18 protein-coding genes and 2 pseudogenes are annotated in these 21,886 nt (G+C 41.3%); 7 read left to right on the plus strand and 13 right to left on the minus strand.

The features are described 5' to 3' along the window. Positions 1-79 precede the first annotated feature (79 nt). The 6 genes and pseudogenes from RRG12_RS37690 to RRG12_RS37715 all read right to left on the minus strand — a co-directional run bounded on the left by RRG12_RS37690 (position 80) and on the right by RRG12_RS37715 (position 7,299). Complete coding sequence (locus RRG12_RS37690; RefSeq protein WP_420762721.1) at positions 80-1,861, minus strand: M61 family metallopeptidase; 1,782 nt, start codon at positions 1,859-1,861, stop codon at positions 80-82. Positions 1,862-2,033: 172 nt separating this feature from the next. Continuing rightward, on the minus strand, positions 2,034-2,717 hold the full coding sequence (locus RRG12_RS37695) for a Crp/Fnr family transcriptional regulator (RefSeq protein ID WP_069069146.1): 684 nt from the start codon (positions 2,715-2,717) through the stop codon (positions 2,034-2,036). A 1,181-nt stretch (positions 2,718-3,898) separates the two neighbouring features. Further along, positions 3,899-4,159, minus strand: a pseudogene (locus RRG12_RS37700) (pilus assembly protein PilB); the annotation flags it as partial. Between the two features lie 225 nt (positions 4,160-4,384). Continuing rightward, positions 4,385-5,560 carry a HetZ-related protein 2 gene (locus tag RRG12_RS37705; protein WP_420762722.1) on the minus strand — a complete coding sequence of 392 codons (1,176 nt, stop codon included), beginning with the start codon at positions 5,558-5,560 and terminating at the stop codon, positions 4,385-4,387. A gap of 994 nt (positions 5,561-6,554) precedes the next feature. Continuing rightward, positions 6,555-6,902: a carbon dioxide-concentrating mechanism protein CcmK gene (locus tag RRG12_RS37710; RefSeq protein ID WP_069069149.1), complete on the minus strand. Its 348-nt coding sequence runs from the start codon at positions 6,900-6,902 to the stop codon at positions 6,555-6,557. Between the two features lie 85 nt (positions 6,903-6,987). Continuing rightward, entirely contained in the window at positions 6,988-7,299 is a 312-nt protein-coding gene (locus RRG12_RS37715; RefSeq protein ID WP_069069150.1) for a BMC domain-containing protein, read from the minus strand. 468 nt (positions 7,300-7,767) lie between these two features. On the opposite strand from RRG12_RS37715, the gene RRG12_RS37720 reads away from it, so the two are divergent. Beyond that, a complete protein-coding gene (locus RRG12_RS37720) occupies positions 7,768-8,655 on the plus strand; it encodes an alpha/beta fold hydrolase (protein ID WP_420762723.1) in 888 nt (295 codons plus the stop codon). A gap of 253 nt (positions 8,656-8,908) precedes the next feature. Here the strand turns inward: RRG12_RS37720 and RRG12_RS37725 are convergent, their stop codons facing one another. After that, on the minus strand, positions 8,909-9,544 hold the full coding sequence (locus tag RRG12_RS37725) for a hypothetical protein (RefSeq protein WP_420762724.1): 636 nt from the start codon (positions 9,542-9,544) through the stop codon (positions 8,909-8,911). Positions 9,545-9,546: 2 nt separating this feature from the next. Continuing rightward, entirely contained in the window at positions 9,547-10,179 is a 633-nt protein-coding gene (locus RRG12_RS37730) for a ParA family protein (protein WP_069069153.1), read from the minus strand. A gap of 262 nt (positions 10,180-10,441) precedes the next feature. On the opposite strand from RRG12_RS37730, the gene RRG12_RS37735 reads away from it, so the two are divergent. Both RRG12_RS37735 and RRG12_RS37740 read left to right on the plus strand, forming a co-directional pair. Further along, positions 10,442-11,845 (plus strand): cytochrome P450, encoded by a 1,404-nt coding sequence (locus RRG12_RS37735; protein ID WP_420762725.1) that lies wholly within the window; start codon positions 10,442-10,444, stop codon positions 11,843-11,845. Positions 11,846-11,980: 135 nt separating this feature from the next. Beyond that, complete coding sequence (locus RRG12_RS37740; RefSeq protein ID WP_420762726.1) at positions 11,981-12,754, plus strand: hypothetical protein; 774 nt, start codon at positions 11,981-11,983, stop codon at positions 12,752-12,754. Between the two features lie 14 nt (positions 12,755-12,768). Here RRG12_RS37740 and RRG12_RS37745 read toward each other — a convergent pair whose 3' ends face one another. The 4 genes and pseudogenes from RRG12_RS37745 to RRG12_RS37760 form a co-directional block, all read right to left on the minus strand. Next, positions 12,769-13,365, minus strand: a complete 597-nt coding sequence (locus RRG12_RS37745; RefSeq protein ID WP_420762727.1) for an acyltransferase — start codon at positions 13,363-13,365, stop codon at positions 12,769-12,771. A gap of 502 nt (positions 13,366-13,867) precedes the next feature. Further along, on the minus strand, positions 13,868-14,428 hold the full coding sequence (locus RRG12_RS37750) for a shikimate kinase (protein WP_420762728.1): 561 nt from the start codon (positions 14,426-14,428) through the stop codon (positions 13,868-13,870). A gap of 194 nt (positions 14,429-14,622) precedes the next feature. Continuing rightward, complete coding sequence (locus RRG12_RS37755) at positions 14,623-15,051, minus strand: hypothetical protein (RefSeq protein WP_181930443.1); 429 nt, start codon at positions 15,049-15,051, stop codon at positions 14,623-14,625. Positions 15,052-15,109: 58 nt separating this feature from the next. Continuing rightward, positions 15,110-15,382: pseudogene (locus RRG12_RS37760) on the minus strand (ABC transporter); the annotation flags it as partial. Between the two features lie 389 nt (positions 15,383-15,771). On the opposite strand from RRG12_RS37760, the gene RRG12_RS37765 reads away from it, so the two are divergent. The 3 genes from RRG12_RS37765 to RRG12_RS37775 all read left to right on the plus strand — a co-directional run bounded on the left by RRG12_RS37765 (position 15,772) and on the right by RRG12_RS37775 (position 19,207). Beyond that, positions 15,772-16,620 carry a prohibitin family protein gene (locus RRG12_RS37765; protein ID WP_176726944.1) on the plus strand — a complete coding sequence of 283 codons (849 nt, stop codon included), beginning with the start codon at positions 15,772-15,774 and terminating at the stop codon, positions 16,618-16,620. Between the two features lie 170 nt (positions 16,621-16,790). Next, a complete protein-coding gene (locus RRG12_RS37770) occupies positions 16,791-17,207 on the plus strand; it encodes a DUF1824 family protein (protein ID WP_420762729.1) in 417 nt (138 codons plus the stop codon). A gap of 71 nt (positions 17,208-17,278) precedes the next feature. After that, positions 17,279-19,207, plus strand: a complete 1,929-nt coding sequence (locus RRG12_RS37775; RefSeq protein ID WP_420762730.1) for an ABC-F family ATP-binding cassette domain-containing protein — start codon at positions 17,279-17,281, stop codon at positions 19,205-19,207. 156 nt (positions 19,208-19,363) lie between these two features. On the opposite strand, the gene RRG12_RS37780 is transcribed toward RRG12_RS37775, so the two are convergent. Further along, a complete protein-coding gene (locus RRG12_RS37780) occupies positions 19,364-19,570 on the minus strand; it encodes a hypothetical protein (RefSeq protein ID WP_420762731.1) in 207 nt (68 codons plus the stop codon). A gap of 170 nt (positions 19,571-19,740) precedes the next feature. On the opposite strand from RRG12_RS37780, the gene RRG12_RS37785 reads away from it, so the two are divergent. Then, on the plus strand, positions 19,741-21,886 hold a 2,146-nt coding region (locus RRG12_RS37785; protein WP_420762732.1), incomplete at its 3' end, for an NB-ARC domain-containing protein.

Below are 21,886 nucleotides of genomic sequence, written 5' to 3' on the forward strand. Positions count from 1 at the left end.
AGAATTAATAACCAATGCCCAATGCCCAATGCCCAATGCCCAATGCCCAATGCCCAATGCCCAATGCCCAATGCCTTTATTAAACAGTTGCGATCGCAACCCCAAGCCATCCAGCAAAGTTTTGCTGCTGTGTGGAGTCAGGATGCTCAACAGGCTTTACCTGATATCGAGTGGGATGTGGTGACGCTAGGGTGATGGAATAGGTACGCAGTTCGTCTTGGTGGAAAACTGCGACTTCGATGGTATCGTTTGGTTGGTAATCTTTCAGGCGATCGCTTAAACTATTTCCCGTTACCTTAATCCCATCAATTGCTAGTAACTCATCACCCGCATCAATTCCCCCTACTTGTGCTGGTGAAGCAGTCTCCACAAATTTGATCATTTCCCGCCCATTCTCTGTATTTATTCTCACGCCCAAGTAAGGTTCTTCTTGCTGTTCAGCTACCAACTGCAAGCCAAAGGGTTCTAAGTACTGATTAAAAGGCAAATCGTCAGTGCCATCAATGTAGCGTTTAAAGAAATCAGTCAAATCGATTCCGGCGACAGATTCGATAACTTCCTGCAACTGTTCTGGGGTATAGCCAATTTCATCTTTCCCAAATTGCTGCCACATTTTCAGCATCACGTCATCGAGGGAGCGCTGATTGTCGTGAGTAGAGCGAATCAGTAAATCCAGCAATAACGATACCATTTCTCCTTTTAAATAATAAGAAATTTGGGAATTAGCGCTATTGGCATCCGGGCGATAAAGTTTTATCCAGGCATCAAAACTCGACTCGGAAACGGGTTGTACCTTGCGCCCCGGTGTTGTTTCATACCTGGTAATTTCCTTACCCAAGTTATTCAAATACGACTTAACATCATAAATTCCTGCCCGCAAAGGAATTAACAAATCATAGTAACTAGTAGTACCTTCACAAAACCACAATGATGGTGTGTAGTTTTCTTGGTCGTAATCAAAAACTTCTAATGCTTTTGGGCGAATTCGCTTGACATTCCACAAGTGAAAGAACTCGTGTGCAACTAATTGGATAAAGCGATCGTACTTTTCCTGAGTGCGAAATCCAAAACGTTGGTAAATTAAGGAGCAAGAGTCTTTATGCTCCAAACCGCCAAAAGCTTGGCTAAATAAATGTAGCAGAAACACATATCGTTCATAAGGCAAACCGCCAAACATCTGCGCTTCTACTTGGATAATTTTTTGGATATCAGCAATCAACTGCTGAACTTGGTAATTACCTTGCCCCCAGATTGCCAGTTCATGGGGTTTTCCCAAAACTTCAAATTTATACAATTGGTGGCTACCAATCTCAAAGGGAGTATCAACAAGAGTATCAAAATCGCCAGCCAAGAAAGTATTTGTTTCCTCGGCAACAGATGGTAGAGCAGTAGTTACTTGCCATTCCGGGCGTGGTGGTACAATGGTGACGCGAATGGGTTGCTTTTCCCAGCCCGGTATTCTAAAAAATATTGCCGCACCGTTGAAATAACCGTGGGTAGTATCTAAGTGATTTGTCCGTACCGATAGCTCATTGGCAAAAATACGGTAACGTACAGTTAATTCTGAAACACCCGTTTTGTCTATCTGCCAGTGATTTTTACTAATCTTACGCCAAGGTAAAGGCTTATCCTCTGCAAAAGCCTCAAAATCTTGTAAATTCTTGGCGTATTCCCGGACTAAATAGGAGCCAGGTGTCCACACTGGCAGTTTTAAATCGAGAATTGGTGAGGGATGATTGACAAGGCGTAAAGTCACCTCAAACAGATGGGTTTCTGGTTGAGACATTGCCACCAGGTAATGAATCGTTGGCCCAGTTTCCTTGACATAGGTATTGGGACGAATTGCTGTTGCTTCAGTCATCTTATTTGCTGAGGTAATAGTAGATGAGTCATTTTTCCCATAATGACAAATTTACCTTTTAATTTTTGACTTTTATATCAAGTCCGGTTAATCACTTATGATTACCGCATCTGTGCAAAAATCGGAAAAGTCTCTTTTCCCCTGCTCCCTGTCCCCTGCCCCCTGCCTCTTATCAAACTTTGCCAGCCAAGTTCATCAACTGTTTGAAGTTCACAAGATAAGTGATGTTGTTGGCGCTATCAATTTTTATCCACCCTTTTTCATGCAGCTTTTCCATGATTTTGGCGGTTTCTTCAACGCCGATTTCTGTCACCTCTGCTAAATCTTTAAAGGGAATGTTAAAAATTTCTCTTCCTAAGTCTGATTCCTGACCATAACTTTCGCCTAAACTCACTAGGGTATGGGCGAGTTTGACTGCTGGTGGTGAAGACCGCATTTGTAGGCGCAGGTTAATTTGTCGCAATCGCCGCACCATCAGTTGCAACATCCGGTGATGTAACTGCGGGTCTTTAAACAATATTTGAATAAATCGCTCTCTGGAAATACTCAGCAATTTCACGGATGAAAGGGCAATGACATCAGTTGAGCGTGGAGATTCATCCAAAATTGCCATTTCTCCAAAAAAATCGCCACGCCCAAAAATTGCCAGAGCTACTGAATCTTCCCCGACGGTACGCCGGACTTTGACCCAACCAGAAACCACAAAGTAAACGGCGTTACCCCAGGCATCTTCCATGACAACGGCTCGCCCAGATGGGTATTCATGTTCAATTGCAACGTTGAGCAGCCATTCCAAGGTCTGTGGATTGGCTGTACTCATTAAGGGGAAAAGTTCACTAAAAACCTCAGTTAGCATGAAATATTTGCAACAAATGGATTTAAGAGTGGGAAACTAACTTTGCTACTATAAGTTTGTTTAAACCGTAATCTTACTCAGAATACGATCGCAAAATTTGTATTTATTGAAGATGAATCTCTAAGGTTGATCGGTCTAGAGTTTCGATTACAACATAACAATTATGTATGTGATCGAAATCAGCGGTTTCACTGACAGACTTATGATTTGCTGTTTGTTGGTGGATTGCTATCTAGTGCCAGTATTTTGATCTGTTGGTCTAAATTTTTGACTAGTTGATTCAGGGTTACCAAAGCCTCTAATTGCTGAGAATCAAGGCTGGGATTCAGTAAAAGCCTTTCTTGTAGTTCATGTAACTTTAAGCTTAGTTGTTGAGAAATTCCTAAAGCATCACGGCCAACACGCGCCAACTGTTGTTGTTGATAGAACTTTAATGCTGCTCCTCGTAACACTTGGAGTGTTGCCTCTTCGCCGTAGATTCCCGGCATGACTCGCAAGCGCAATAATAAGCGGTTTTTTTGATATACGTATTCTTTCTCTACCTGTTTTGGTTCTGCAACTGTGGTGATAGGTAGGGAAGCAAACCGCTTTAATTCATTCAGTACTCCTTGAAAAACCGAGAGCGGCAGTTTGTCTAATACAGACTGTAAAACTCCATTGTCACTCCACAGTATTCTGCCTTCGTAAGCTTGTCTTTCTAAATACAGCCGACCAATTCCCCCAGCCAGGATTCGCCCTAGTAATTCTTCTAGTAATTTCTTAGGTGGTAGTGTTTTTAGCACTTCAATTGGACTAAGTAGTTCGGGAACTTGCGTGGGCAAAATCGGTAAATTGTTTGGTGTCGCTTCGGAATTATTGCTCTCAATAGGGGTCAATAACGTCGTAGTTTGAGATAATTGGTCTAGCTCTGGAATAGGTGGCAAGTCTACGCGCTGCCCAGAATGTTGACGCTTTTGTGTCTGAAACACCATCAATATTGGTTGCTGATTTAATTCCGAGTCGGCATCTAGCAAAGGAACAGGGGTGTCAGCAATGGCCGCTGGGCTATTTGTTGAAGGAGAGTCCGCTATTGATTGATGCACTTGTTGGGCATCTAGCTGAGATGTATTCTTATGGTTGAGGTAGGCTGACAGTATTCTCCGGTGAGCGTCGGCTGCGATCGCCTCAATCACCATTGTGCAATTAATAGAAGACAAAATGCGACCAACGTAATCTAGTGCCTCACTGTCTTGTGGATGAACCATACCTAGCAAGAGGTTTTTGTCTTCTAATCCAAAGGGCAAAATCTGGTGGTAGAGGCAAGCTTCAAAGGACAAAAGGCTATCAATCAGTTGAAATATTTGTTCGCGATCGCTTTCTTCCTCCCACTTAAATTGTGTAGCGGTTAGCACCTGGGAATCATTTACTGTAGTATCTGTTAGTTCGCCCTCTGAAGACAACATAGGTTTGATTGCTTGGTGTTCATGTATATAATATTTTGCCTCTAATTGAGTAGGTAGTTAATAAAGATACTTTGTTCGATTGTTAAAATTTCAATTATATATACCTAAGTAGACGTAAGTAGAATATGAATTTTAGATTATAGACTGTGGATAATATTGAGGATTAGGGCATGGGGCATGGGACATTAGTTATTTCTCCCTCATCTCCCTTATCCCCACTACAGGTTACTCTTGGGTTCTTAAAGCTTGGGCTGCAAGATAGATTTTTGTCCATTCACCTAACACTTGATGAGTTTTGAGTTTTAACTGTTGGGCTATTGCTTCTATTGAATTACCCGCTTTCCGCAAGTCTAGAATTTGCCGCCCTAGAGGAGTCAATTTTTCATCAAGTTGCTGCCATTGGTTTTGTGTTAATCCCAAGTTATGTTCTTGCAAGGAAATTGAGAGCCAGTTGTCTACGAGTTCTGGTTTCCCTTTGAGGGCAAAAACACGCACAGCATGGTAACTAATTTTTTCTCGCAGACGGTAGACTTCCTTAGTCTGCTTATTTAATCTCTGGGCTATATCTTCCTGAGACTTACCTTGCAGATACAGTCTTAGCCATTCCACGGCGTCTTTTCCGAGATTTTCTTGTAAATAATTTTCAAATTCTTTTTGTACTGACTGGCGTAGCGCAAGTTGTTCCTCTAGTTGTTGTGCTTCTTGATATTCTGCGATCGCCTGACTATCGACTAAGTTAACTCGATTATCATTATCATCTGTGAGAATTTCTTCTGACACGAGTCGAACCAAGTCACGGCTAGGTACTTGGGTTAAGCCACCGCGCTGAGTGCGACGCAAATAATTCACAAATCGATAAGCTAATAGGGGTTGATTGCGGACTGGCCGCAAACAATATTCTTCTAAACTGGCAAATAGCAGAGCATCCCCCAATCGTCTATCGGCTGTATATTTGGCAATATCAGCCATTTGCTGTTGCATCTGGCTATCGCTTTGCAATAATTCTTGGAGTACTTCTTGTAACACATCCATTACGCTGCGCTGGCGATCGCGGCTGAGGGAAACCCAAGTCTGAATCTTATTCCGTAATGTTACTAAACTCCCCAATCGGGTGATCAAGTTGCGATAAGCACGTTCTCGCCCTAGCCCCAAGTAGCGTTGACGTAAAATTCTCCAGCGATATTCCATCGCTTGCTTGGCGATATCGAGTTCTTTCGGATTCAACAGATCAAACCGTTTGGAGTCAGATCCCAACAGCCAGAGAATAATGCTTTCTCTAGTAGCTTCATTTTGCTCTAGACATTCCACAGCCAATCGTTCTTGCCAATCTATAGCCAGTTTTTCTATATCCGTTTTCATAGCGAGATTGCATTCCTCGAAACTCAATTTTGAAGTTTGCATCACAACCCCCCTTCGTCTCACCTAATTGTTTAACTGGCAGCTGCCCCGTGTTTCATGAATTTCATGAAAATAGCTCAGTGATTCTACTTTTATTACGTCTTAGTTCACTCAAATTATGCAGAAACTTTCGACATTGATGTTTTGCTTTTACTTCAAAATGCCCGAAAGCTATACCTATCAAGCATTTAGGAAAATCATGCTAATTTTAAATTTTCGTAAAGTTATGTTTTTAACTGAGAACAGAAATTCGCCTAGAGTGGTGAGGATACACCTTTGCACTAGATTTATCGGGGAAATCTGACATTTTGTAACATATACGAGGAACGAATCTAATTTAACTCAATATCGGACGGTATTTCACCCGTATAAGTTTCAACACTCTATAATCCTTTACTTAGTCCAATACTTAGTTAAATTTCAATATACTTGGTGTTAATGATATTTAACCTCGTAAGATTCCCTAACCCCTGTGATAAATTGGCTTAATTCCTTGCTTTTTTAAGGAATATCAAGCCTTAAATGAATTGTATTAAGGTTATTTTATTAAGTGTATATACGGCAATTAGCGTTTAAGATGATGTTTTAAAAGATAGTTGTATAGATTCTTGGATAAATAGTATCGCTATAGTGTGGAATCAACCCCAGTATGCTATGTGGCGATGTCTACGACGGGCTACGCCTACACTATTCTGGATAGTAGAAATTAATAGGCAAATTTATCTTTTTTTAAACTAGCTTTACTCACAACTACGCCTCTAACATTGGCAAGTTATTCTTAACAATGAATAGTCAACAGTCAATATTGATTTTGACTATTGACTCTGACTGTTGCTTTCCCTCTGCTTCAAAATTTAACTTATGCAAAATCTAAAAACAGAAAGAATGCATTCCCCTAAAGTTTTGATAGTCAGAAGCTTGACAAGAAACTTCTCTTTAAATTCATTTATGGAGATTCTTCGTTTTAAATTTTGAATTCCCCCACAGGATGTTGAATCTATCGATTGTTTGATCTAACAATGGGATTTTCTACAGATTCTCGATACCCTTGGACTTGTTCTGTGTAACCAATTGGCAGAACAGCTTCAACGTTTTCATGGGGACGAGCAATAATTACCCAGGATTCAAGTGTACCGCCAAAAACATTTTCTGCGGCTTCAACACCGGCAGCCATAGCGGCTTTTACTTCAGAAACATCGCCACGAATATTAACTGTAAAGCGAGCGCTACCTACTCTGATATAACCAACGAGGGTGACTCGACCAGCTTTTACCATAGCATCTGCTGCTGCTAGCACCGCAGGAAAACCTTTAGTTTCGAGTGCTCCAACTGCCTGTAATGACATTATTAATCTCCTGTATGAATAAACGATATGGGGGCTACAAGTTAATTGTACGAAGCTTCGCTACAGATTTTGATAGCAAAATTGCTTAGAACATGCGGAAAGGTTCTGATTCTTCAGTGAAATGGATTGGTAATATGGTTTCCACATTTTCCGGGGGATTAGGAACAACGTAGTAGGTAATTACTGTACCAACCTTGACTTGCTCTCCAGCTACGATTCCGGCTTCAACAGCTCTATTTACTTCCGAAACGTGTCCCCGGACGGCAACTAACAAGCGGGCACTTTCCGCTTGACCATAATACACAATTGTGACTGCGGCAGCTTTGACCATTGCATCTGCTGCTGCTAAGACACTAGGAAAACCTAAAGTTTCAATTACGCCAACCGCCATTGGCATGGCATTAGCTCCTGGATTAAGGGATAAGCGATTTTAATTGTACGTGGGTTTAGTCCCCATTTTGACATTTTGGAAAACTTTCTTTGATGCCATAATTTTTTTGGAGAGTAGAGAGGCGATTAATTGTGTCTGTCCTGTAAGCGATTAATCGCGTCTGTTGGGAGTTAGAATATTTTGATATTACCTGACTTATGTTTTATATATAAATTACAAATAATACTTCAGCATCTTAGAGGATGTTTGAAAAGTAATTGTCTGTGATTTTAGGCACTTGTTGATCCCCCCTAACCCCCCTTAGAAAGGGGGGAACCGGAATTAAAGTCCCCCTTTTTAAGGGGGATTTAGGGGGATCTAAAACTTTTGATACCGAGAAGAGGCCTTTTCAAACATACTCTTAGGTTGTGTAACTTTATTGTTTAACAAAATCAGTTATGCCTGGAGACAGGCTAGTACGATAAACTAAAATTTATGTTTCCGAATTTTCTTCCTGCGGCAGTTGAGCAACTTACAGAACCAGCCTCGATCGCACTAGCTCAGAGTATTCAAACTGCTGCGATCGCTACTCCTTTAACTAATCAAGCAATTACCACAACATTTGTCAAGCAAGGGAGTGGTGGCACTCCGATTTTATTAATTCACGGCTTTGACAGTTCTGTATTAGAATTTCGGCGGCTTTTGCCACTACTTTCAAAAGATAATGAAACGTGGGCAGTGGATTTATTGGGTTTTGGGTTTACAGATAGACTTTCAGGAATTGCCTATAGCCCAACTGCGATTAAAACCCATCTTTATTATTTCTGGAAAAGCCTAATTAACCAACCTGTAATTTTAGTGGGCGCTTCAATGGGGGGTGCGACGGCAATTGATTTTACGTTGGCTTACCCGGAAGTGGTAAAAAAGCTGGTGTTAATTGATAGTGCAGGGTTGGCGGGTGGTTCCCCATTGAGTAAATTTATGTTTCCCCCGTTGGATTATTTAGCAACTCAGTTTTTGAGTAATCTGAAGGTGCGCGATCGCGTTTCTCGCCTTGGATATAAAAATCAAAGTCTTGCTTCTGTCGATGCGTTATGTTGTGGAGCATTACATCTACAAATGCCGAGTTGGAATCAAGCTCTGATTTCTTTTACTAAAAGTGGTGGTTACAGTGCTTTTAGAGTTGAAACAATATCACAAATTGTGCAATCAACGCTAATTTTGTGGGGCGATTCCGATAAAATTTTGGGTACTGGGGATGCCATGAGATTTAAAATGGCAATTCCACATAGTACTCTTACCTGGATTCAAGATTGTGGTCATCTTCCACACCTGGAACAACCACAAATCACCGCGGAGCATATTTTAGACTTTCGAGTTTAAATCGGTTAAGGTTTTTTGCGATCAAATCATCACAAAGACGCGATAAATCGCCGTCTATACAATAATTAGTCTTTCGTTTTGACGGCGATTTATTGGGTATTGAAAAATCAATTATCTACACCAATAACCCAAGCATATTATCCTATAGTAGGCATAATACCGATCATCTATGAGTTTGTATAGAAAAAGGGGCTTAAACCCCTTGTTGTACAAGTCTGATTTTGTACAGTTTCACAAAGAAATGGTATCGATTTTAGTCAAGTAACCACATCTCATTAGAACTATCGGGATACTCATTTGGTTGATTCTGAGGTTGAGCTTGAGCAAGTGTTTCTGATGAACGATGTGATTTTTTGTAGTTAAGTGGATTGTAGTGGTCTTTTACTGGTTTTATCGCACTAGTTTCTTTTGCAGCTACAGCAAGTTTAGATTTCTCTTCTGCTTTTTGTTCTGCTGTTTGTTTTAAAGCATTAATTTCTTCTATAAGCTGGGAATTTGCCTCTGCAAGTTGCAGTGCTGCTTTTTTGGTTTCGTCAAGTTCTTTTGTTAGCTGTTCTAGTAATGATTTTTGTTCTGATACAAAGGTTTTTTGTTTAGATAATTTTGATTGCAAATCAGTAATTTCTTGTCCAAGAGATGCTTCTTTTTTGTGGCTTGTTTCTAAATTACTTGTCAACTCTTTGACAGTTGCTTCTAGATCAGCCTTAGTAGGACTTGTGCGCTTAGTAGAAGCTGGTTCAAGTGGTTGTCCTAACGATTCCTCATCAGATGCAGCCTGTTCTTCGACAACTTTTTCTGCTGTAACTTCGATCGCAGATTCACCTTCTGGGGGTGTAAATTTTTGCGCCTCTTCTTGTAGTAAGTCAGAGAGACTTTGTTTCCTAGCCATTATTATTTTCTCCAATCACGCTGTAATTCATCAGCTGCACGGCGGTAGTCTAATTCCGCCTCCCGTGCGTTTCCTCCTCGCCATTGAGTAATCGCTACACCTTCAAGTGCTGCTCGTTCATGAGCTTTATAGGCACGGATGAAGGTATTACAAGTAGGAATACCTAAGCGAGTCAGAGTATTTTTTGCTTCTTGTGCTTCCCCCAGACTGCGCGTATCGACTTTGGTGAGCAATACCCGATGGGGGGTTCCCAAAGGGATTACGGCTTCCTTGACTGTTTCCACGAGGATTGCTAAATCCATTGCAGATGGGGGTGTAGGCAAAACTAGATAATCTGCGATCGCAACTACCGCTATTAATGCTTCAGAGCGCAAGGCGGGAGGCGTATCCACCACTACTAAATCGTAACCTGTTATCTTACCTAAATTACCTAAAAGTGTTGGATCTGTTTCTTGAGATAAATCAAATCCCATTCCCTGCTGACTGCGCCCAAACCACCAACTGGCAGAACCTTGAATATCTGCATCAATCAGCAGCACCTTTTTTTTCTTCGCAAAGTTTGCAGCCAGATTGACTGCGGTAGTCGTTTTACCGACTCCTCCTTTACCGTTGAGAATAGCGATGATTTTTGGCACTGCTTTAGCTAGAAAAAGGGAGTAGGGAGTGGGGAGTAGGGAAAGAAATCTGTTTTATGTTTGGTTGTGGGATTTTTTGATGAAGGATGAGTAGTGAGTTATTCATTAGGAGTTAATTAGTTATTATCCTTTTTTTCCACTCTCTACTCCCCCTATGCCCACTGCCTACTCTCCATTGATGAATATACCGCTTTCTGTGTCCCTAAATAACATGAAAACTCGTAACAATAAAATTCATCAGCCATCAATTCCACAAATTCCTATGACAGTAACTTACAATTTGCCTGATGGGCCTCAAATGCCGCGCTGGCGAAGGATGATCAAGTTTATTACTCAGCCAGTGAAATATATAGATGATTTTGCCCAAATCTACGGTGACACTTTCACAATCAGGAGTAATCGCTCTGATAACCATTTAGTATATTTTAGTCAACCCCAAGCACTAGAGCAGATTTTTACTGCTGATTCCAGCCATTTTGAGGTTGGCAGGGGAAATATAGGACTAAGATTTTTGCTTGGCGATCGCTCCTTTATGTTATCAGATGGCGATCGCCACCAACGGCAACGGCAACTCTTAGCTCCTCCCTTTCATGGCGAAAGGATGCGGGCTTATGGCGAGGAAATTCGGGAAATAACCCGACAGGTGAGTAATGAATGGCAAATTGGCAAGCCTTTTAATATCCGTGAGTCGATGCAAGAAATCACCCTGCGTGTTATTCTGCGGGTTGTATTTGGTTTGAATGATGGACAGCATTTTGAAGAACTGAGGCGATCGCTAAGTGACTTACTAGACTTCATTACTTCACCCATAATGTCCACCGCCTTCTTTTTCCGGTTCATACAAAAAGATTTCGGTGCGTGGAGTCCGTGGGGTAGGATTCTCCAACAACGGCAAAAAATTGATCAACTGATTTACGCTTTGCTTCGAGAACGTCGGGCTGAATCTGATCAAAATCGCCAAGATATCCTCAGTTTGATGATGGCCGCTCGTTATGACGATGGTCAAGGGATGTCAGATGAAGAATTACACGACGAGTTGATGACGTTGCTAGTTGCAGGACATGAAACTACCACTTCTGCATTGACATGGGCTTTTTACTGGATTGACCATTTACCAGAGGTGCGGGAGAAATTGCTACAAGAACTTAACACCCTTGGAGTTAACCCAGATTTAAGTAGTGTAGCTAAATTGCCTTATCTGACAGCAGTTTGCCAAGAAACATTGCGAATCTACCCAATTGCCATGAATGCTTTCTGGCGGGTTGTGAAGATTCCAATTACCATTATGGGCTACGAACTGCGAGAAGGAACGGCAATAATTCCTAGTATTTATTTAGCGCATCATCGGGAAGAAGTTTACCCACAATCCAAGCAATTTAAACCAGAACGCTTTTTAGAAAGACAATATTCACCTTATGAATATTTACCCTTTGGTGGCGGTAATCGTCGCTGTATTGGGATGGCATTTGCTCAGTATGAAATGAAAATCGTCTTGGCAACTGTTTTGTCAGAATTTCAAGTATCGCTAGTGAATAAACGTCCCGTGCGTCCTGTGCGCCGTGGTTTAACTTTAGCCGCACCCGCCGGAATGCGGATGATTGCAACACCTCAAGTTAAGCGTGCGAATCCAATTGTGGCCTCTAGTAGTCTGTCAATAAATAATTGATGGATAAATTCCTTGTAGAGACGGCGATTTATCGCGTCTCTCTAACCGTCCAAATGAATTTGACAGACCACTAGTTTAAGTTGATTGACTTCAGTGAAGCTATGCTGAAGGCGATCGCTTTTATTCTCTAACAAGATGAGCAGACTAAATAATAGCTGGGATGACTATTGTGTACGCTACCTAGCAGCGCTGGGAACTGATTTAGGTGATGAAACTCTGAAAAGTTTATGGTCTGAGACTAGGCAGCGTTTTTTAAGTGCATCTGAAGAAGATATTAGTTGGTTTATACAAGCACTTGCAGATGAACAACGTAAATTGTTTGTTGTCTTCATGGTCAACAAAGTCACTAAATCTGCTCACAAGCAACTTAAAGAAGCGCTGTTTTCTCCTCTAATCCGTGCTGCTATTTATGAAAGAAATCCCAGCTTTAATCGTTCATTCGTAGAGCCATGTGTGATTGCTTTCGGTCATCGCCTCGTCAATGAAGCGTTGCTAGATTTTGTTGAGCATGGGTCAAATTTCGAGAAAGCAGGGGCGGTAAACGCACTATATTGGGCACAGGTTTCCTTACGCTTTGATAGAGAAGTTCCCAGCTTTAGTAAAGAGTACGCAACACCAGAGTCACAGGCAGCTTATGATGCTTTAGCTGATATTCAGCTACGTAAGCGCTGCCTGTTTCTGAGAGAGTTCGTGAAAAATTCTAGCGTCGAAGTGCGCCGCAGTATTATTCCTAGTCTTGTACTAGATCCATTACTTTATCCCGATGAACTTAGACATTCTATACCAGAGGCGATTGCGATCGCTAAAACTCATCCTGATAGTTATATTCGCCATCGTATCGAGGTGCAGTTAGGGACAGAAAGTCTACTCCAGGCATTACCCCCGCGAAATTCCAACCATCAAACCTGAAAACTTACCTTGAATTACTCTAAAGGAAGTTGAATCTCTTGCTTATTGGCAAGTTGTTCGTAATGTTCTTTGTCACGGTATTTAATTGTTCTCATCCGTTGATTTCCAACAATTGCTAAAGGTTCAACATTAGCAGTTACAACCGTCCCAGCCGCCACAATTGCACCATCTCCAATGGAAACTCCTGGAACAATAAGAACATTTCCACCAATCCAAACATTGCGACCGATAACTACAGGTTTATGAATATAGACATTATGTTCATAAGGCAAATCATTACTTTGATAGTCATGATTTGCAGAGAGAATAACAACGTTAAATCCAAGTGTTGTATTGTCGCCAATTGTAATTCCGCCACGTCCATCTAATATGACATCCTGTCCAATGTAGACTTTATTTCCCAGAGATACATTTTGCGGGTGTTCAATTCTCAAGTCTCGCTTAAATCGCAGACCTGAGCCACTAAATTTTAATTGACTCTTCAGTTCTTGATGCTTGTAGCGCCTGATTTTGGTTTCTAGATATTCTCCCCACCGTACCAGACGAGGTACTAACCATTGTTCCAATAGTCGTTCTAATTTATTCGTAATTTTATTTTTGATCTCTTTCATAAAACCTCACGGAAGTTTAGGAACCCTCTGGCTTTCAAGCAATGAGGGAAAACGACGCGGGTACTTTAGCACCCTTCACATTTATTAGGTTTCCCCAATTAGAGTATTTTCTCTCGTGTGAGTAAGTTTCTCTAAAAGTCGGTTGTGCAATACCCACAATAACTTCGCAATTCGCTAAGATTCTCTCTAGTATCCGACCAAAAAATACTTCTATAGGACTCATATTTGATTTGGTGAAAAAACTCAGTACAACTAAGAAGCCTTCTTTCCTGTTGCCTGTTGCCTATTGCCTGTCTACGCAAATTCGTTCAGAAATCAAAGCGGATTCCTATATAAGCGCAGAGTTATTTCTCTCCCTCCGCGTTTCTTTGCATTTATCTGCGCTTCCCTTTGCGTTATAAAACAGAAAACTAGATACTCATCGCGGGATTATAGCCTAGCAGATAAGATATTTGCTAAAGCTGTAACCCATTTAGAAGAGACACTTAAAAGATAATCAGTTTTAAAGCTTTACAATTTTAAGTATTTCATCCCGCGTTTCTTCAGGTGATTTACCCTTTGTATAAACAACAAACTTTGCTAAATCATAATTTGAATGATGCTTAACAAAATATTCGTTCAAATCAAACCCATTACTAATAATCCCACCATTGCGTTCGTTAAGTATTTGGATAGATTCTTCTAAATCTGGAGAAGGAAGAATCAACACAACATTTATATATGGCTCTAAAATTTGTTGTACCCGTCTGAAAAGTTCGTCATCCTCATAAACAGAATGGCCTGCACCAAAATCAATAACACAACTGCTATATTCAGAAAGTACTCTTTCAACCGCGTAAGCTTCAAAGGGTTTCCAATAACGATAAATACCTTGAAATCCTTCTTTTTCTCTTATTTTCTTTGCCAGTTCCTCATCATAATTTATTTCCTTATAATAATGCAATCGTACATCGTCTATAGAACACTGTGGAATCCCTAACTTATGAGCAAGGAGTTTTCCAAGGGTGCTTTTACCTGTACTAATTGGCCCAATGAGAATAATATCTGAAATCTTACGACTCATTTTAAAAAGCCTGAAGATTAAAAACAACTCTGCTATACAAATAAATAAGCCTTATACCAATTTAATGTGAAGTTGCACATATCTTGATCCCCCTAAATCCCCCTTAAAAAGGGGGACTTTGAATTCCCCCCTTTTTAAGGGGGCTAGGGGGGATCGAATTCTATGCAGCTTCATAAAGAATTGGTATTAGTTAGTTATAACTTCAACTCCTCCCTCATCCTCTCTTCCAGCACATCCAATAACCCATCCACATCCTTACCAGCTTGCTCAAAACAAATCGGTGGTGCTGGTTCCGGTGCAAACTGAATTAACTTAATTTCCCCCTTCCCAATCCCAATCATCACAACTTCCACATCCGGTTTGTGATTCTCCACAATTCCCAAAATTTCCTGAAGCCGATTTTCAACTCTAATATTTAAATTCTCTATCTGCTCTTTCGGACAATAAACAAAATGCGGCGTTGGTTGCAAATCAATACCAACAGTACCTTGACTGTCACCATTTGCTAACCACAATCCCCAAAACAGCGCCGCCAACTCTTGCTGATTTGCTTTGACAAACTTATCCAACTGGCGACGCCACTTAGTATCACCTGATTCTGGTTGACTATTACCAAAAAACATAAATAATTCGTAATTCGTAATTCGTAATTCGTAATTAAAACACAAAGAAGGGGGAAAGTTATCTTAAGCCTGACTGTACAAGCCAGAGGCCGGAATAGATTCCGTCTTTCTCCAGCAATTGCTCGTGGGTTCCCGACTCTACTAATTTCCCATGTTCCATGACATAAATGCAATGGGCATTGCGGATGGTGTAAAGACGATGAGCAATGCCTACGGCGGGCTTTGCCTACGCAATTGTAGTTCTATCTACTGTAATCCGTTCTAGCGATCGCTGGATTGCCACTTCTGTTTCATTATCCACCGCCGAGGTAGCTTCGTCTAAAATCAAAAATGTATTGAGGATAGAATAAGTAGTCGCCAGCCAAATTTGTTTACGATACTGGTGTCCATACTCAAGTAAACGCCGGAGAGGATGCGTTGAATGTTTACGCCTTCTTAATACCCAATGAGATTTGAATACAGTAGCCACGGCTTTTTGCTGTTTCATGTCACTGATATTACCACGGAACAAAGTTCTGAGTCCTGAGTTCTGAGTCTGAAGATTGATTCAAACAGACTAATGAGACACTTAAATTGGGGACTGGAGACTGGGGATTGGGAATTGGGGACTGGGAATTGGAGACAATAAGTAGAATAATCACTCCTAACTCCTAACTCAGCACGGGCTAAACGCCCCGCTACGGCTAACAGCACTCAGCACTCAATATTGGAGAGAAGAACTTGAAAAATCAGGAATTCGGAAATTGGCAAACCACAGTTTTGGGAATTGTGTTAGCAATACTAGTGATTATCGGGTTAAACTCCTTTATCATTATTAACCCAGGACAAGCAGGAGTGATAAGTATCTTGGGTAAAGCCAGAGATGGCGCTTTATTGGAAGGTATTCACGTGAAACCGCCTTTTATCACCGTGATAGATGTGTATGATTTAACAGTGCAAAAATTTGAAGTACCAGCAGAGAGTTCTACTAAAGATTTGCAAAACTTATCTGCGAGATTTGCGATTAACTTTCGCCTCGATCCGATAAAGGTAGTTGAGGTGAGAAGGAAACAAGGAACATTGGAGAATATTGTATCAAAAATCATTGCCCCTCAGACACAAGAAGCATTTAAAATTGCCGCAGCTAGAAGAACAGTAGAAGAAGCGATTACCAAAAGAAGTGAATTGAAAGAAGATTTTGATCAAGCGTTAGGCGATCGCTTAGACAAATATGGGATAATTGTATTAGATACTAGTGTAGTTGATTTAGCATTCTCACCAGAATTTGCCAGAGCAGTCGAAGAAAAACAAATTGCTGAACAACGAGCGCAAAGAGCCGTTTATGTAGCACGTGAAGCTGAACAAGAAGCACAAGCAGACATTAATCGCGCCAAAGGTAGAGCAGAAGCTCAAAGACTCTTAGCAGAGACACTCAAAGCCCAAGGAGGGCAGTTGGTTCTGCAAAAAGAAGCAATTGAAGCTTGGAGAACTGGCGGCGCTCAAATGCCCAAAGTCCTCGTTATGGGTAGCGACTCAAAAAACGGTGTCCCCTTCATATTCAACCTTGGGAATGTCCAAAATCAGCCGTAAAAGGGAAGTGGGCATGAGATAACAAGCTCTAAAATTATGGAATTTGCTCTGATCTCAGAGAAATTTTACAACACTTGGACAATTGCCAATCTAAAATCCAAGATTGTATAAGTTGGGCTAGTCCCAACTCCAACACAACAGAAAAACCAACAAGACAATAATCGAAGTTTATGTCAACCTCCAATCCTCAAAATCTCACCGCCGAAGAAGCGAAAAAATTACTGAACAAATTCAACTGTCTAGACATTGCCCCTATCCTCAACTCATCAGAAAAAGTAGTGATTCGTAATGCCCTAATTTTGATCACCAAGCTTGCTGATTACCAAATTTTAGGAATTTGTGCTGATACAGCAGAAGAAGGAATATTGGCAATGAAAACCTATTCTCTGGCGTTGGGTTATGAACCACCCAACAATTTATCTACACCTGAAGGCCCAGTTTATATCAAATTAAATGGCAAAAATGGTTTGTGTTATCTAGATTCGTACTCTGGACATCATCGTGGTGTATTAGTATCTTGTCAGTCTTATGACGAAGATGGAATCAACGAAATGTATGGACACCTTCCCTTGGACTTATTCGTATAGAATTCAGCAATGTAGGTAAGGTATTTGCCTTGCCTACTTACTAATGAAAAATAATTAATGACTTCAATCTTATGAGTATTATTACACTACAGTCAGTTAAAAAAGACTTTGGCATCAAGGAAATTTTAAAAGATGCTAGCTTTAGCCTCGATGCTACCGATAAAGTGGGTTTAATTGGTACTAACGGTTCGGGTAAATCAACTCTATTAAAAATGATCGCGGGTTTAGAATCCATTGATAGCGGTCAAATTTTAATCAACTCCGGTTCTAAAATTATCTACTTACCGCAGCAACCAGATTTAGATGAAAATCACACAGTTTTAGAGCAAGTTTTTGCTGACAGTGGCGAACATATTGCTATAGTGCGTGAGTATGAAGAACTCTCAGATAAATTGGCTCACTATCCAGATGATAGCCAACTGATGTCTCGCCTTTCCGTGGTGATGCAACAGATGGATACAAATGATGCTTGGGAACTAGAAACTAATGCCAAAATCATCCTGACAAAATTAGGAATTTCTGACTTTGATGCCAAGATAGGCACTTTATCTGGAGGCTATCGCAAACGCATTGCTTTAGCATCAGCCTTGCTCTCAGAACCAGATGTTTTGCTCATGGATGAGCCGACAAACCATCTTGATGCTCTTTCTGTAGAATGGTTACAAAGTTACTTAAATCGTTATCGCGGCGCACTTTTTCTGATAACTCACGATCGCTATTTTCTAGATCGCGTTACCAACCGGATTATTGAAATCGACCGAGGCGACATTTACACCTATACAGGTAACTACTCATATTACCTCGAAAAGAAAGCTTTAGCTGAAGAATCTGCTGTAAGTAGTCAACGTAAACACCAAGGCTTATTGCGGCGCGAGTTGGAATGGCTGAAAAAAGGGCCCAAAGCCAGAAGTACCAAGCAAAAAGCGAGAATTGACCGCGCTCACGCTTTGCGGGATACTGAATTTAAACAAGTTCAGGGTAAAGTTGATATTTCGACAGTTGGTCGTCGCATTGGCAAAAAGGTTATTGAATTAAATAACGTTTCCAAAGCATACAATGGGCGCACCCTGATTAATAATTTCACCTACGAATTTAGTCCAGAAGACCGCATTGGCATCATCGGCGCTAACGGTGCTGGTAAATCCACTTTAATGGATATTATTACTGGTCAGATTCAGCCAGATTCAGGTGTTGCAGAAATTGGGACAACAATTCACATCGGTTATTTTGACCAGCATTCGGAAGAATTGCTCACAGCATTGAATGAAAATCAGCGCGTGATTGACTACATCAAAGAAGAAGGAGAATTTATCAAAATTACCGATGGTACTCAAATTACTGCTTCGCAAATGTTAGAGCGGTTTTTGTTTCCTGGTAATCAGCAGTATGCCCCAATTAGTAAACTTTCGGGTGGGGAAAAACGCCGTTTATTTCTGTTGCGGGTTTTGATGAGTGCCCCCAATGTCTTGATTTTAGATGAACCGACAAACGATTTAGATGTGCAGACATTGGCAGTATTAGAAGATTATTTAGAAGATTTTGTCGGGTGTGTAATTGTAGTTTCTCACGATCGCTACTTTCTCGATCGCACCATCGACACAGTATTTTCCTTTGAGGAAGGCGGTAATCTGCGGCAATATCCAGGTAATTACTCGATTTATCTGGATTATAAGAAGGCTGAAGAGGCACAGCTACAGGCTGCGAACGCTAAGGAGAAGCCTAAAAATGTTGAAGTGCAAAATGGTGCGGCTTCACCCAAGGAGGTAGATAATACCAAGCGGCGGAGATTATCTAATTGGGAAAAGAAAGAATTTGAGCAGTTGGAAGGTAAAATTGCCGAGTTAGAGGCTGAGAAGGCGGAAACTGAGAAAACACTGGCGAATGTCTCACCGGGGAATTATAGCCAAGTGCAGAAATTGTACGATCATGTGGAAAAGCTCAAGCACGCGATCGATGTGGCGACTGAACGCTGGTTAGAATTGGCAGAGATGGAGTCTTAATTTTTTAACGTGACGTGAATTAAGACAGGAGACGCAATGAATCGCCGTCTCTACAAAAGACTGATTGTAGAGACGGCGATTTATCGCGTCTTTATGATGATTTATTCAGCGTAGGTGCGTTACGGCGTTCCGTTAACACACCTAGCACTTCATCTTTTACTTTTGAGAATCGGTTTCCTCCCTTTTCTCCTGCAAGCTGCGAATTTTAACCAGCACTGAAATATATTGTTGAGTCATCCAAATCAACGTTTCAATGGATGATTTACCTTGGTCAATCTGGCTTTTAGCTTGGAAGCCAATCAAGAATAGTTGCATTGCCAGCAACAAAGCAATGGTTTTACCGAGAATTTGACGGACTTGCATTTGGTTATGCCCCAAAGAGTTGCTCTAGATATAGGTTCTCTTTGGGGTTGTGTCCCTAAGCAAATACCCCAATGTCGCTGAAAATGCCTTAGAATCTGGATTACATGAGTTTGGGGTGGTAGTTTCAATCTGGGGTAGCCCCAAACTTCTTACTCAATTTTTTGGATGTAATGCCACGAACTACCTATGGGCCTCAGATTCAAAAGCGAGTCAAGCGTCTGCTAGAGGCGTTGCTTTGTTTTGTCGATGTGGAATTTGGGGACGGTAACTTTAAAATTGAGTACGACTGGAAAGAAGCAGACAGCGTTAACCCCAAGCTGACTGTGCAGACTACATTAGTCACGTTGGAGTTGCTGACGCAAAAAGATAAATATCCTGGCAAATTAACTAAAGCGCAAATTCGAGAAGCGCTGAATTTGCTCAAGGATTTTTTGAAGATTCTGGAAGATAACCGTCTCCAAACTCAAGGTTCTGATGACTGGCGCTTTACTTTAAAGCTATGGTCAAAGGATAGAGAGAAGAACCTGAAAGGGTTTGATGAAGCGTGGGAAAAGAATAGACCAAAGAAATCGAAAAAATTAGCAGCCAATTCCACCCAAGATGAGGGTGTTGCTACTGTACCCCAAATAAAACTTACTCTGTTTCAAGCGCCACCTTTACCCACATACTTTGTAGAACGCCCAGAATACAGCGATGATTTAAAGACTCGTCTTTTAAATGGTTCGTCGTCTGATAGTCGCACTTTGGTAATTACTGCGATTCACGGTTTGGGTTCGGTGGGCAAATCTACTTTAGCTGCGGCTTTAGCCCATGATGCAGAAATACAATCTCGTTTTTGTGATGGCATTCTTTGGGCAACATTAGGTCAACAACCCAATGTCCTTTCTTTACTTAGTGGCTGGGTGCAAGCATTAGCAGACTATAGCTTTAAACCTACAAGTGTTGAAGCAACTTCCTCGCATTTGCGGACTCTGCTTTATGACAAAGCTGTGTTGCTGGTGGTGGATGATGCTTGGAATACCGAAGATGCACGAGCATTTAATTTTGGTGGGGCGCGTTGTCAAGTTTTAGTAACTACTCGTGAAGGTTTGATTGCAGATGCCTTAGCAGCCAGCATCTACAGTCTGGATATAATGAAACCACACCAGGCAATGGAATTGCTGACGAAGAAATTAAGACGCGAGATTACAGGCACAGAACGTCACTCAGCAGAAAATTTAGCCAAAGGTGTTGGTTATCTTCCCCTAGCATTGGAACTTGCAGCCGCCGAAGTTGTTTGTGGTACGACTTGGGATGAACTGTTGGCGGATATTCAGCAAGAAGTAGCCAGATTAACAAGTTTTGACCGACCGGAAGCCGAAGAAATTACTGATGAGGCTAGTTTAAAACGCCTGAGTTTAACCGCATCATTAAATTTGAGTGTCAAGAGAATGCCACCAGAAAAGCAGCAGCATTTCTCTTGGTTAGGGGTATTGCCGGAGGATGTCAACATTAATAAGATGATGGCGGCAACGCTGTGGCAGATGGATAAGCGTGATGCTGCCAAGATGTTGCAATATTTACGGAATAAAGCATTGCTATTAACAGGAGTACCGCTTGCTGATGGTATGCCTACCTATCGCTTACATGACTTATTCCACGATTTAGCTTGTAATTTGTTAACTGCTCCCTCTGAGCTAAAGCGCCCAGGAGATTTGGCTGGGTTGGGTTTAAACCTTGCTGATGCTCACGCTGGTTTGTTGGAGAAATATCGGCAGAAAACCGAGAATGGTTTATGGCATACCTTGCCCAATGATGGTTACATTCATCAGTATTTAGTTTGGCATTTGGAAAAAGCTGGACAGTTAGAAGAGATTCACAAGTTATTACGGGAAGAGTCGGCAACTGGAAGCAATGGCTGGTACGAAGTGCGAGAACAATTGGCACAAACTGGCGGTTACATCACAGATATTTCTCGTGCCTGGGAACTAGCAGAAGCGAATCGGGCTGAATCAACACTAGGCTTGCAGTGTCGTTATGCTTTGATTACTGCATCGATGAATAGTTTGGCAGCTAATCTACCAGCAAATCTGCTAGTAGCGTTGGTCAAAAACAAGATGTGGACTCCCGAACAAGGACTAGCTTATGCTCTGCAAAAACCAGAACCACGAGAGAAAATCGACTCGCTGAGAGAACTAGTCAATTATTTGCCACCAAATCTTCAAGAATTAGCATTGCAAAAAGCCCTTGTTGCTACCAGGGCGATTCAAGATGAGTATTTTCGTGCCAGTGCCTTAAGTGCCTTAGCTGACAAACTGCCAGAAGTTTTACCAGAAC

The sequence above is a fragment of the Nostoc sp. CALU 546 genome (assembly GCF_048836525.1).